Source organism: Tardiphaga sp. P4_G1 (genome assembly GCF_056401215.1).
In genome coordinates this window covers 420,658-433,765 of record NZ_JBFUJU010000005.1, presented here as the reverse complement: position 1 = coordinate 433,765, position 13,108 = coordinate 420,658, and the positions used below count along the sequence as shown (strand labels likewise).

The 13,108-nt window shown below is 62.8% G+C and carries 14 protein-coding genes; 11 read left to right on the top strand and 3 right to left on the bottom strand.

Annotated features, from left to right (window positions below; genetic code table 11):
* Positions 1-32: 32 nt before the first annotated feature.
* Positions 33-767: a cytochrome c biogenesis CcdA family protein gene (locus AC1DUY_RS14685; RefSeq protein WP_175365826.1), complete on the bottom strand. Its 735-nt coding sequence runs from the start codon at positions 765-767 to the stop codon at positions 33-35.
* 138 nt (positions 768-905) lie between these two features.
* On the opposite strand from AC1DUY_RS14685, the gene AC1DUY_RS14680 reads away from it, so the two are divergent.
* Together AC1DUY_RS14680 and AC1DUY_RS14675 are read left to right on the top strand one after the other, a co-directional pair.
* A complete protein-coding gene (locus AC1DUY_RS14680) occupies positions 906-1,898 on the top strand; it encodes a P1 family peptidase (protein WP_478115142.1) in 993 nt (330 codons plus the stop codon).
* 66 nt (positions 1,899-1,964) lie between these two features.
* Complete coding sequence (locus tag AC1DUY_RS14675; protein ID WP_478115140.1) at positions 1,965-2,216, top strand: KTSC domain-containing protein; 252 nt, start codon at positions 1,965-1,967, stop codon at positions 2,214-2,216.
* On the opposite strand, the gene AC1DUY_RS14670 is transcribed toward AC1DUY_RS14675, so the two are convergent.
* A complete protein-coding gene (locus tag AC1DUY_RS14670; RefSeq protein ID WP_478115138.1) occupies positions 2,181-2,930 on the bottom strand; it encodes an EF-hand domain-containing protein in 750 nt (249 codons plus the stop codon). The two genes, AC1DUY_RS14675 and AC1DUY_RS14670, sit on opposite strands and share 36 nt — an antisense overlap.
* 289 nt (positions 2,931-3,219) lie before the next feature.
* Between AC1DUY_RS14670 and rpe the strand changes: the two genes are divergently transcribed.
* Together rpe and AC1DUY_RS14660 are read left to right on the top strand one after the other, a co-directional pair.
* Positions 3,220-3,921, top strand: a complete 702-nt coding sequence (gene rpe, locus AC1DUY_RS14665; RefSeq protein WP_478115136.1) for a ribulose-phosphate 3-epimerase — start codon at positions 3,220-3,222, stop codon at positions 3,919-3,921.
* Positions 3,922-4,462: 541 nt separating this feature from the next.
* A complete protein-coding gene (locus tag AC1DUY_RS14660; RefSeq protein WP_478115134.1) occupies positions 4,463-5,260 on the top strand; it encodes a DUF2259 domain-containing protein in 798 nt (265 codons plus the stop codon).
* A 25-nt stretch (positions 5,261-5,285) separates the two neighbouring features.
* On the opposite strand, the gene AC1DUY_RS14655 is transcribed toward AC1DUY_RS14660, so the two are convergent.
* Entirely contained in the window at positions 5,286-6,140 is an 855-nt protein-coding gene (locus tag AC1DUY_RS14655) for a hypothetical protein (protein WP_478115132.1), read from the bottom strand.
* A 355-nt stretch (positions 6,141-6,495) separates the two neighbouring features.
* Here AC1DUY_RS14655 and purB point away from each other — a divergent pair, with 355 nt between their 5' ends.
* The 7 genes from purB to AC1DUY_RS14620 all read left to right on the top strand — a co-directional run bounded on the left by purB (position 6,496) and on the right by AC1DUY_RS14620 (position 13,039).
* Positions 6,496-7,806, top strand: a complete 1,311-nt coding sequence (gene purB / locus AC1DUY_RS14650) for an adenylosuccinate lyase (RefSeq protein WP_120292744.1) — start codon at positions 6,496-6,498, stop codon at positions 7,804-7,806.
* Between the two features lie 82 nt (positions 7,807-7,888).
* Positions 7,889-8,443, top strand: a complete 555-nt coding sequence (locus tag AC1DUY_RS14645; protein WP_478115129.1) for an MOSC domain-containing protein — start codon at positions 7,889-7,891, stop codon at positions 8,441-8,443.
* Between the two features lie 320 nt (positions 8,444-8,763).
* Positions 8,764-9,555: a glutamate racemase gene (gene murI, locus AC1DUY_RS14640; RefSeq protein ID WP_092147210.1), complete on the top strand. Its 792-nt coding sequence runs from the start codon at positions 8,764-8,766 to the stop codon at positions 9,553-9,555.
* A 79-nt stretch (positions 9,556-9,634) separates the two neighbouring features.
* Entirely contained in the window at positions 9,635-10,042 is a 408-nt protein-coding gene (locus AC1DUY_RS14635) for a cupin domain-containing protein (protein WP_439077704.1), read from the top strand.
* A 17-nt stretch (positions 10,043-10,059) separates the two neighbouring features.
* Positions 10,060-10,830, top strand: a complete 771-nt coding sequence (locus AC1DUY_RS14630; RefSeq protein ID WP_478115295.1) for an HpcH/HpaI aldolase family protein — start codon at positions 10,060-10,062, stop codon at positions 10,828-10,830.
* A 284-nt stretch (positions 10,831-11,114) separates the two neighbouring features.
* Positions 11,115-11,732, top strand: coding sequence for a 30S ribosomal protein S4 (rpsD, locus tag AC1DUY_RS14625; protein WP_089265666.1), 618 nt, complete (start codon positions 11,115-11,117; stop codon positions 11,730-11,732).
* Between the two features lie 239 nt (positions 11,733-11,971).
* Positions 11,972-13,039 carry a threonine aldolase family protein gene (locus AC1DUY_RS14620; RefSeq protein ID WP_478115126.1) on the top strand — a complete coding sequence of 356 codons (1,068 nt, stop codon included), beginning with the start codon at positions 11,972-11,974 and terminating at the stop codon, positions 13,037-13,039.
* Positions 13,040-13,108: the final 69 nt, after the last annotated feature.

Sequence of the window (13,108 nt, the reverse complement as noted above, 5' to 3'; positions counted from 1 at the left end):
GGGACCGATAACAGGTTCGGCGATTGATGCGCCTAGCCGAAATTCTGCAGCGCGGGAAATGTCTCCAGCAGCCAGATGCTGGCATTCGACACGGCGCCGGTGAGAAACGCGATACCGGTGATCACCATCAGCACGCCCATCGCGCGCTCGACATGGACGAGATGCTTCTTCATGCGCGCAAACACGCTGGAGAATTGCTCCACCATGAAGGCCGCGATCAGGAACGGGATGCCGAGGCCGAGGGAATAGACCGCGAGCAATCCCGCGCCCTTGGTCACCGTTGCTTCTGCCGCCGCCACCGACAGGATCGCCGCGAGGATCGGGCCGATGCACGGTGTCCAGCCAAACGCGAAAGCCAGACCCATCACATAGGCGCCCCACAGGCCCACGGGCCTGGGCATGCTCAGGCGTCCCTCGCGCATCAGCAGCCCGATGCGCGTGAGGCCGAGGAAATGCAGGCCCATCAGGATGATCAGGATGCCGGCGACGATTGACAGCTCCGCCGCATAGGAGCGGACTACGCTGCCGACCAGGCTGGCGCTGGCACCGAGCGCCACGAACACCGTGGAGAAGCCCAGCACGAACACGGCCGCCGAGATCATCACCGCGCGCCTGGAGGCCGCTTCCTGCTCGTCATTGGCGACGTGCTCGATGGTCGCGCCCGTGAGATAGATGAGATAGGGCGGCACCAGCGGCAGCACGCAGGGCGACAGGAATGAGACAATGCCGGCAATCAATGCGGCGGGGATCGTGACATCGGAGATCATGCGGCTAGATGCACCGCTGACATGACGGGATGCAAGCGGGATGGATCAAATGCCCGCCACTTCCGGCTGTTGTGATCACGCGTGATCGGTTGACCGGGCAGCCTTGCTGCGGTCTGGTCGGGCCAAGAGGGAACCGCCATGAAGAACCTGCTCACCGATATCGCCGGCGTTCGCGTCGGCCACGCAGACGACGCCCAACTGGCCTCCGGCGTCACCGCCATCCTGTTCGACAGGCCGGCCGTGGCCTCCGTCGACATCCGCGGCGGCGGACCGGGCACGCGCGAAAGCGCCCTGCTCGATCCTGTGAACACTGTGGATGCCATCCACGGCCTCGCGCTGGCCGGTGGCTCGGCCTTCGGCCTCGAAGCCGGCGGCGGCGTACAGGCCTGGCTCGCCGAACAGGGCCGCGGCTACCAGATCGGCAATGCCGTCATCCCCATCGTGCCAGGCGCGATCCTGTTCGACCTGCTCAATGGCGGCGACAAGAACTGGGGCCGCTTCCCGCCCTATCGCGATCTCGGCTATGCCGCCGCAGCGGCGGCCAGCGATGACTTCAAGCTGGGCAGCGTCGGCGCGGGGCTCGGCGCCACGACAGTCAACTACAAAGGCGGCCTCGGCTCGGCCTCCGCCGTCACGCCATCGGGCGTGCACGTCGCCGCACTCGCGGCAGTCAATGCAGTCGGGAGTGTCACAATCGGTGATGGCCCACACTTCTGGGCGGCGCCATTCGAAGTCGGCAATGAGTTCGGCGGACACGGCATGCCGAACAAGTTGAAACCCGAGATGCTGGCCATGCGTATCAAGGGCGGACCGGCGGCAACCTCGATCGAGAACACGACACTTGCCGTCGTCGTCACCGATGCGATCCTGACCAAGGCGCAGGCACGGCGTCTCGCCATGATGGCGCAGACCGGATTTGCGCGCGCGATCTATCCGGTGCATGCGCCGCTCGATGGCGACATCGTGTTTGCGGCCGCGACGGGCGAGAAACCGATCGATCCGCTGGTGGGTTTGACGGAGCTCGGCATGATCGCGGGCAATGTGATCGCCCGCGCCATCGCGCGCGGCGTGTATGAAGCGACAGCACTGCCGTTTCCGGGCGCGCTTCCAGCGTTTCGCGACCGGAACTAGGTCATCGCTCCGCAACCAATCGTGCCGGTAATCGTTTCTACCCAGGAGACATTTCGGAGGATTGCGATGCCGTCGACTGCGATTCGACATGTCACTTATGACCCGGTGAGCCGCGAACTACGCATCACCTTCACGAGCGGCCGCCGATATGCTTATGCGCAGGTGCCGCCGGAAGTTCACGCGGCCTTCAGCAGCGCGGCGTCACGCGGCGCGTTCTTCAATCATCGTATTCGTGATCGCTTCGCCTATCGCGAACTGGCGCGTTCGGGATCAGAGCGCAGATCAGGCGCTGATTGCCAGCGTCGACTTCGCGTTTGAGATCTGCTGCGCCTGACGCGCGATCATCTTTTCGATCGCGTTATAGGACGAGCTTGCGGTTGATGACGTGGACGACGTGGGGACGGCCGTGGTCGAACTCACCGTCGATCCGTCCGCATATGCGATAGACGTCGTGGTGCTGCCATCAGCATTTACCGTGGTCGTTGTGGTCGAACCAGCAGTGTCAGAGCCACCACCAGATCCACCGCCCATACCGCCGCCGCCGGCGTGATGTGCCTTGCTGCCATTCAGCGCCGGGCTCAGTTCATCGATATTGACCGAGCCGTCACCGTTCTTGTCGAGTTCGGCGAATACCTTGTCGGCATTGGCGGTGTTGGTGCCGCCGGCGCCGAGCTTCTTCTCGAACTCCGCCTTGCTGATGCCGCCGCTGCCGTCGCTGTCGAGCATCCCCATCAGTCTTTTCAGCGAGTCGGCTCGTTTCGCCGAAGAGGCTGCCGTCGCGGGCTGGCTCTGGGCATCGAGCAGCGTGCTCATGGTGCCCGGGGCCAGCTTGTAGGAACTGTTCGTGCTGCTGGTGGCGGAGGTTGCCGTCGATGACGTGGCGCTCGCCGCCGTCGACGTGCTGGCGACATCGAACGGGCTGGCGGTCTTCTGGGTGACACCGGTCGTGGTGGTGGCGGCCTTCGACTTCGACTTGGTGAGTGCCTGCAGCGCATCGATCGCGGTGGTGGCAGCAGCAAGGGCTGGCAGCATCGTCAAATTCCTGATCATGCCGCAGCGTGCGGCGTGAATTCCCTGGGGAATACGGAGCAAGCCCCATGCCAGCGAAAAAAGTTCGATAAAACAACGGCCTTGGCCGCACGGGCCGCGCGCGTTTCCCGGCAAATCGTGCCCTTGCGGCAGAATGTGCCGGGACTATCCTGCTGCAGCGCGTCGATGGCTCGGCCGTGGCTGGCGCGTTGCCCGTCCTCCGGCCCCATGTTACGCGAGGCGGTCCATTCGCCGCCGCCCAAAAATGTTCAGGAAACCCCAGGAAACCCCGATGTCCCAGAGCTTCACGCCCCGCCCGCTGGTGATCGCCCCGTCCATCCTGGCGGCTGATTTCGCGAGGCTTGGCGAAGAGGTCCGCGCCGTGGATACTGCCGGCGCCGACTGGATGCATCTCGACGTCATGGACGGCCATTTCGTGCCTAACATTTCCTACGGCCCCGACGTCATCAAGGCGATGCGCCCGCACACAAAGAAGATCTTCGACGCGCATCTGATGATCGCACCATGCGATCCCTATCTCGAAGCCTTCGCCAAGGCCGGCTGCGATCACATCACCGTCCATGCCGAGGCGGGCCCGCATCTGCATCGCTCGCTGCAGGCGATCCGCGCGCTCGGCAAGAAGGCCGGCGTCTCGCTCAATCCCGGCACGCCGCTCTCGGCCATCGAATATGTGATCGATCTCCTCGACCTCGTGCTGGTGATGTCGGTCAATCCCGGCTTCGGCGGTCAGGCCTTCATTCCGTCCGCGCTCGGCAAGATCTCCGACCTGCGCGCGATGACCGCGGGCCGTCCGATCGACATCGAAGTTGACGGCGGTGTGTCCGCTGCAGTCGCCGGGCAACTCGCCGCAGCAGGTGCCAATGCCTTCGTCGCCGGCTCGGCCGTATTCAAGGGCGGCACCGTGGAAAGCTACAAGGCGAATATCGACGGCATCCGCGCGGCGGCAGCGAATGCCCGCGGCGAGATGGTGTAGTCGCTTCTCCGGATTCAAATATCAAACAGCCACGCTCTCGCATTCTCGCGGCGCTTGCGCGTCCGAGGTGTGAGCAGTCCCCCTCAAACGATGAGGGGTGGCAGCGCGCCGTGAGGCGCAAGGGGTGGTTTCTGTCGCGATCCGCTCCGCCGGAACGCCGGCAAGCTGCAACCGCGCAACGCCTCACGGCGCGCCACCGCGGCGATTTCTGTCCCCGGGACCGTTCTTCCGGGCAAAGGCGCAGAGCTCCGCACTCCGCTGATCCCGACGGTTTCCCGCCGTTCACCAATGCCACGTCCAGCCAGCATGAGTGGCAGACCCCCGTAGTGGGGCCGGACGGTGACCCAAGGCCTCCCGAGTGCGTGAGGAAACGTCTTCCTCCCGCCCGCAGGCGCCGCATCCCTGTTCCACCTCAAGACGCCTCTAGAAGCGCCCCTCGCGAACCGGACAATTCGGATAATAATCCTTAAAGGAATGTTGTCAACACCTGCGAAGACCAATATGCGCATGAACTTTGCTCCGCGTCGCGCGACCAACCGGGATGACACAGCATTCAATCGCCGGCTTTCACCGCCTCCTGCTCGTTCCCCTGCTGTCGCTCGCCTTGCTCGGCACGGCGCAGGCGGGTGACGCTGCTGCGCGCAAAGTGATCGGCTTCTCGCCGGACGGCGCGCATTTCGCCTTCGAGCACTATACGCAGCTCTATGATGCGACCGAGCTCGTCGCCGAGATCCAGGTGATCGACACGCGCACCGACGACTTTGCGAAGGGTACGCCCTTCTCCCTTCGCACCAAAGACGATGACGAGCGCGAAGTGGATGCCGTGCGCGCCGAGCTGATGGCCAGGGCCAAGCCGCTGCTGGGCAAGCTTGGTATCACCGAGCCCGGCACGCGCTTCGCCGGCAAGCCATCGATGGATCTCGACGAGATCGGCATCTACCAGATGGACCCGAAGCCGCTCGCCACCACGCAGGCCATCACTTTGCCCGACGGCCGCAAGCTGGCGTTGACGATCTCCGATCAGGCGCTCGGCAAGGCCTCATGTTACGGCGCCGGAGGCCGCGGTACCTATGGCAGCGTCATCGTCACCGGCATGACACTACAACTGAGCATCGACGGCGCCGCACCGGTCACCTTGGCGCAGGACAAGCAATTGCCGAAGCGACGCCGCTGCGTCACCGCCTACGGGATCGCCGAGGCCTATCATCACCAGGCCAAGGACGGCACGCAGACGCTGGCCGTGCTGGTGGAGACCGTGGACGCCCATCAATTCCATGCAGGGCCTAACCGACGGTTCATGGCGGTGACGACGAGGTTGGCAAAACACGAAATTGAATAGATATTCTCTTCCACCACTCCAACATTCAGGTTGATCGCTTCGGTGGAATAATTCCAGCAAATTCAACCATGAAGGCGCGGACCTGATTTATGATATCCATTACTTGGGTCTCACTGTAACCTTCCGCTCTGGGATGCATTACAGGATTGCGCCACGCATCCTTCACGCCAAAAAGGTACGATTGAGCTGCCTTGTATTTTTCGGCTCGCCTTTTCTGAGCTACCGTACCCTGTGCCAGCGCGCGAAGTGGCGTGTTCATCTCGTTCAAAATCTGGTCCCAAGTAAGCTCACTCACACGCCTTCCTGGATTGCGCTTAACGATGTTTACGCCAAGTCGCTTCGCAAATTGCCTAACTGCAACTTCCATTGCACGCATTATATGAAACACACTGGCTAGGTTTTGCCCCATCGCCCAACAATCTATTCCAGATCGGATATCGCTTTCGACACCGGGGAGCGCATTGAAGACTGGTGACCAATCTTGCGTCAGCCTGACAAGCAGTTCGGCTTTTCTCGGCGGATAATAGTAGGTGTACTGATAGTTCAGTTCGTTGACTAAAGCTTCATGCACCGCTCGTACTTTGCTTACGAAGTCTTCGTAGTGAATGTTTTGAGATTCTGACAAGCGCTTGAGCGCCGCCAAGGAAATCTCAGTTGCGGGAAGTTTTAGTTGCTTACAGACTTCGCTGCCTCCGAATAGGACTACAGCAAGAACGCGCTTGTCTTCATCGCGCAAGGACGCTTCGATTTTCAGCAAACTGCGAGCGCGGTCCTGAGGGGACGAGGCCCGCAGAATTTGAATTCTAAAATCGCCGTCTCGCTCGATAGCTACCAAATGGAAAATAAAATTGTGAAGCATTCCAAGTGAAAGATTGTGCATTGCCATCATCTCAAAAAATTGCAGGGTAAGGATGATTGGCAGAGCGCCGGAAATTCAATCCGCCAACCGGCTAGAATGCACACTTAAAAATTGACGTACAGAGCAACACGCCGGCAAAGAGCCACACCAATCCGCTCGATGCCCGGCGAAGATGCTTGTGAAAACGGCACCCTTGCGACGTGCCCAGCGCGCAGCCCCCCAAAAGGTTGGTGGGCGCACTATTCGTTGCCCGAGCTACGATCGCCGCCAAGCCGTAATTCAGCAGGAAAATCAGCCCTCCAGGTGCTTCTGAGGTGGCCTCCCCCGCCCCGATCTGCTAAAGCGCGGCGTAATCCCCCAAACGTCAGAGTGCGCAATGATCCCTCGCTATACCCGTCCGGAAATGGCCTCCATTTGGGAGCCGCAGACCCGCTTCAAGATCTGGTTCGAGATCGAGGCGCATGCCGCCGATGCGCTGGCGGAACTGGGCACCATTCCGAAGGATGCGGCGAAGACGATCTGGGCCAAGGCCAAGGACGCGACCTTCAATGTGGAGCGCATCGACGAAATCGAGCGCGAGACCAAGCATGACGTCATCGCCTTCCTGACCCACCTCGCCGAGATCGTCGGGCCGGAAGCGCGCTTCGTGCATCAGGGCATGACGTCGTCGGATGTGCTCGACACCTGCCTCAACGTGCAGCTCACGCGCTGCGCCGATATCCTGATCGCCGATATCGACCGCCTGCTCGCCGCGCTGAAGACCCGCGCCTTCGAGCACAAGATGACGCCGACCATCGGCCGCTCGCATGGCATCCATGCCGAGCCGGTCACCTTCGGTCTCAAGCTCGCTTATGCCTATGCCGAATTCACCCGCAACCGCGAGCGCCTCGTCGCCGCGCGCAAGGAAGTCGCGACCTGCGCGATCTCCGGCGCCGTCGGCACCTTCGCGCAGATCGATCCGCGCGTCGAAGAACACGTCGCCAAGGCCATGGGCCTCGTGCCGGAGCCGATCTCGACCCAGGTGATCCCGCGCGACCGCCACGCGATGTTCTTCGCGACACTGGGCGTCATCGCCTCGTCGATGGAGCGCCTCGCCGTCGAAATCCGCCACATGCAGCGCACCGAAGTGCTGGAAGCCGAGGAGTTCTTCTCCGAGGGCCAGAAAGGCTCGTCGGCGATGCCGCACAAGCGCAACCCGGTGCTGACCGAGAACATCACCGGCCTTGCCCGCATGGTGCGCGCCTATGTGACGCCGGCGCTGGAAAACGTCGTGCTGTGGCACGAGCGCGATATCTCGCACTCCTCAGCCGAGCGCATGTTCGGCCCCGACGCCACGGTGACGCTCGACTTCGCGCTCAACCGCATGGCCGGCGTGATCGAGAAGCTGCTGGTCTATCCCGCCAACATGCAGAAGAATCTCGACCGCCTCGGCGGCCTCGTGCATTCGCAGCGCGTGCTGATCGCGCTGACGCAGAAGGGCGCGTCGCGCGAAGACAGCTACAAGCTCGTGCAGCGCAACGCCATGCCGGTCTGGCGCGGCGAAGGCGACTTCCAGACACTGCTGAAGAACGATCCCGAGGTGAAGAAATATCTCACCGACGACGAGATTTCCGAGAAGTTCGACCTCGGCTATCACCTCAAGCACGTGGACACGATCTTCACGCGCGTGTTTGGTACCTCATCCTGAGGAGCGACGTCTTCGTCGCGTCTCGAAGGATGAGCGCCACACGCCATGGTTCGAGACGGCGCCGAAGCGGCGCCTCCTCACCATGAGGACGGAGTCCACTGGCTACATCGTCGCCGTCTCGCTCCGCCGCGGTCATCACTTCAGCAAGACGCCAAGCCTGAGCATCCGCCTGCTCAGCGGCCTCGGCGTCGAAGGCGACGGCCATATGGGCTCATTGGTGCAGCATCGCTACGATCGCCGCCGCGATCCTGCCAGGCCGAACCTGCGCCAGGTGCATCTGATCCCGTCCGAACTGTTCGACGAATTGCGCGCCAAGGGTTTCACGATCCAGCCCGGCGATCTCGGCGAGAATGTCACCACATCGGGGATCGACCTTGCAGCACTACCGACCGGCACGCGGCTGCATCTCGGCGAGTCCGCCGTGATCGAACTTACCGGATTGCGCGAACCCTGTGTGTTGATGGACCGCTTTCAGCAAGGATTGAAGACAGCGACGCAGGATCGCGATGCGAATGGCAATGTCCTCTGCAAGGCCGGGGTGATGGCGGTTGTCGTTGCCGATGGCGAAGTGGCAGCGGGCGACGCGATTGAGACTGTATTGCCCGAAGGTAGGCAACGGCCATTAGAGCCGGTGTAGCCAGCCGCGAGCGCGGTAAGCTCCCTCTCCCCGCATCTTGCGCGGGGAGAGGGGTGGGGTGAGGGGCATGGCATTGGCCTGTCCTACGCGTCTCGTTTTCGGATCGAAGATTCCGATCCGAGAGAGCGCAACAAGCGGTGAGCGCGTGCCATGCCCCTCACCCGCCCGGCTTCGCTGCGCTACGCCGGGCGACCTCTCCCCGTAAAGGACGGGGAGAGGTTAAGAACGCGCCGCCCTTCCCGAAAAAGCCCGAATGCCCCTGTCTTGATTGCCAGACCCGCAGCAACTCCGCAGTAACCATCCTCCCCTAGGCTCTGATGATGCCGACGCGTCCCACCATCCTTGTGTTCGACTCCGGTCTCGGCGGCCTCACCGTCCAGCGCGAGATCGCGAAGGCGCGTCCGGATGCCCGCTATGTCTATGTGGCGGATGACGCGTTCTTTCCCTACGGCCAGCACACCGAGGAGGCGCTGATCGGCCGCGTGGTGCCGCTGATGGGCGAGCTGATTGCTGCGCATCGGCCCGACCTCGTCGTCATCGCCTGCAACACGGCCTCGACGCTGGTGCTCAGCCATCTGCGCGCCGCCTATGCCGTGCCCTTTGTCGGCACCGTGCCGGCGATCAAGCCGGCCTGCGCGCGCTCGGTCAGCAAGCGCGTCTCGGTGCTCGGCACGTCGGGCACCGTGAAGCGCGAATATACCCAGACGCTGATCCGCGAATTCGGCGGCGGCTGCATCGTCACGCTGGTCGGCTCCGCCGAACTCGCCGCACTGGCGGAAGGCGCACTCGGCGGCCAGGGCATCGACGACGCCGACCTGTTTCGCGAGATCGCCCCCTGCTTCGTGCAGGACGCCGCCGGCGCCCGCACCGATACGATCGTGCTCGCTTGTACGCATTACCCGCTGTTGCTCGACCATCTCAATCGCATCGCGCCCTGGCCGGTGGCATGGATCGATCCGGCCCCGGCAATCGCACGGCGCGTGGTCGGCCTGATCGGCGATCATCAGCCCGGCGTGCCACCCGGCGATGCCGTGCTGCTCTACACCTCCGGCAAGCGCCACGCCTGGCCGGAAGCACTGGCGCCATTCTTCGGCGGACAGGTCGCGGCATAGCGAGCGCTCGACTTTCCCTTGCGCGCTGCTAGCCTTGCGGCGCGCCGTTCCGAAAAGAGAACGGCAAAGGGAGACCAGCATGCTCGATACGAATTTTCTGAAGAATGGCCTTCTCAAGACACTGCTCGTTGGCGCGGCGATCACGGCCTGCGCCGGTGCGGCCAGTGCACAAGGCATCAAGCGCACGCCGCTGCAGGACGTCAAATATCCTGCCGGCCATCGCATCGTGACGGTCGTGGCTGAACTCGGCCCGAACCAGCTCGCCGGCCGCCATACCCATCCAGGTGTCGATACCGGTTACGTTCTCGATGGCGACGCGACGCTGATCGTCGAGGGCCAGCCGGACAAACTGCTCAAGGCCGGCGATTCCTATGCCGTCCCGGCCGGGATTCCGCATGACGTGAAGACCGGCGACAAGGGCCTGAAGATCATGGCAGTCTATGTCGTGGAAGACGGCAAGCCGGTGGCGACGCCCGCGCCGAAATAACAGGATCCCATGTGACGATGACGACCCCCGCGCCATTTCACGATCTCAAGCAGAAATGGCGCGAGGGCCGCCCCACTTTCGGGGCCATTGCTACCATCCCGTCGATCCAGACCGTGCGCATCATGGCGCAGTCGCTCGACTGGATCATCGTCGACCTCGAACACGGCCCGATCGATCTCAACACGGCGCATGGCATGATCATGGCCACCGCGGGCACGCCTTGCACGCCGCTGGTGCGGATCGCCGCCAATGAGCCATGGCTGGCGAAAGCGCCGATGGATTTCGGCGCGATGGGCATCAACTTCCCGATGATCAACAGCGCCGACGATGCCTACAAGGCCGCGCGCAGCCTGCGCTATCCGACCCAGGGCGAGCGGCTATGGGGACCGTTCCACGCGCCGTTCCGCTGGAACGTGGGCATGCCCGACTATATGGCGCGTGCCGACGACAGCATGATCTGCATGATCACCATCGAGCATATCGATGCGGTGAACCGGATCGGCGAGATCATGGCCACGCCGGGCATCGACATCGCGGTGATCGGCGTCGGCGACCTCGCGACATCCATCGGCAAACGCGGCCAGCCGGGCGATCCCGAGGTGCAGGCGCTGGTCGCCAGGGCCGAAGCGGGAATCCTCAAGTCAGGCGTGCCGCTGGGCGGCGCGGCGCTGAACGCCGATATGGGCAACGCCATGATCGAGCGGGGCTATGTGGCGCTGGCGCTGGGATTCGACTGGTCACTGTTCCAACGCGGAATCGCCGCCGGATTCGAGGGCATCAGGCGGTAAAACTGCCCTTTCGAGGCTGATTTTGCGCCAAAATCGGCCGGATTGGCGCTATAAGCCCGCCAAACGGCAAAAAGCCTGTCTTTCAATTGACATAACCGGGCCTTCACCCTAGAAACCGCCTTGCTCGCGGGCCGTTTTCGGCCCGCGAAGCGTTTCGCACCCGTGGTTCTCCACCCAGCTTTGGGAATGAACCTGTCGGTGCCGAGATTTTCCAGACTCTGGACTGATCACGGTACACAGGAGGGCGCGTCTCCTCACATTGACCATTGAACATCGAGGACGCGATGACAAAGCGTAGTGAAGCTAAATATAAAATCGACCGCCGTATGGGCCAGAACATTTGGGGTCGTCCCAAGTCTCCGGTCAACAAGCGTGAATACGGCCCGGGCCAGCACGGCCAGCGCCGCAAGGGCAAGCTCTCCGACTTCGGCACGCAGCTGCGCGCCAAGCAGAAGCTGAAGGGCTATTACGCCAACATCTCCGAGCGCCAGTTCCACTCCATTTATGTGGAAGCCGGCCGTCTCAAGGGCGACACCGGTGAAAACCTGATCGGCCTGCTCGAGCGCCGCCTCGACACCGTCGTGTATCGCGCCAAGTTCGTCGCCACCATGTTTGCGGCCCGTCAGTTCATCAACCACGGCCACATCAAGGTGAACGGCAAGCGCGTCAACATCGCGAGCTATCTCGTGAAGGTCGGCGACGTCATCGAGATCAAGGAATCCTCCAAGCAGCTCGCTTTCGTTCTGGAAGCCAGCCAGCTCGGCGAACGCGACACCCCGGATTACGTCGAAACCGACCACAGCAAGATGACCGCCAAGTTCATCCGCATTCCGCAGCTGTCGGACGTTCCCTTCGCCGTGCAGATGGAACCGCATCTGATCGTCGAATTCTATTCGCGCTAACTTCTGACAGCGCAGACGAGATCAAGGCCCCGGATTTTCCGGGGCCTTTTTTGTTTGGCCATCAGCCGTCATTGCGAGGTCAAGGAAAGTTGCATGCAACTTTCCCCTTAGCGTAGCGACGAAGCAATCCAGCCTTCGCTCGTTCACTCTGGATTGCTTCGCTCAGCAAAATCGCAAGACGATTTTGCGGGCTCGCAATGACGGGGTAGCTTGTGGTGTGTAACAAGGTGGAATTCCCAATGCCCTTCACCCCTGCTCGCCCCGATCCATCACAGCCGCCGGTTCGCATCAATCTGCTGTCGGACACACAGACGAAGCCCACGCCCGCGATGCGCGCGGCGATGGCTGCGGCAGATGTCGGCGATGAGCAGGTCGGCGACGATCCCACCGTCAACGCGCTCTGCGACCGCGTCGCCGAACTGCTCGGTAAGGAAGCCGCAGTGTTCATGCCATCGGGTACCATGTGCAATGTCGCCGGCCTGCTGGCGCATTGCCGGCCCGGCGACGAGATCCTCGCGCATCGCACCGCGCATATCCTCTCGCGCGAAGGCGGCACCCACGCCGCGCTTGGCGGCTTCCAGATTACCGGGCTCGACGGCGCCGACGGCAAGTTCACACCAGATACGCTGCGCGCCGCATTGCATCCGCGCACGCGCTACGAGGCAGCGCAGACCGTGGTCAGCGTCGAACAGACTGCCAATATCGGCGGCGGCACCATCTGGTCGAAATCCGATCTCGAAGCGATCGTCACCATCGCGCGTGACCGCGGCCTTGCCACGCATATGGATGGCGCGCGACTGATGAATGCCTGCGTCGCCACCGGTATCGGTGCGAGCAGGATGTCCGATGGCTGGGACTCGGTGTGGATCGATTTGAGTAAGGGGCTCGGCGCGCCGATCGGAGCCGTGCTCGCCGGCACGCGCGACTACATTGATGCAGTGTGGCGCTGGAAGCAGGGATTGGGCGGCTCGATGCGCCAGGCCGGCATCGTTGCCGCCGCCTGCATCCACGCGCTGGACCATCACGTCGAGCGCCTCGCCGACGATCACGCCAACGCGCACGCGCTGGCGCGCGGACTGGCCCAGATCGACGGGATCGCCGTGCAGCAGCCGGAGACCAATCTCGTGTTCTTCGATCCCGCGGGCGCAGGCATCAGCGGTGCTGCTATGGTGAAAGCCTTGCGCGCGAAAGGCGTGCTGCTCGCCACCATGGACGGCCGCATCCGCGCCTGCACGCATCTGGATGTCAGTGCGGACATGATCGAGGAAACGCTGGGGTTGATCAGGGACGTGGTGCGAGCGGTTTAGCCTTATCCCGACGGCCCTCATGGTGAGGAGGCGCCGCTTGGCGCCGTCTCGAACCATGAGATGTTTGGC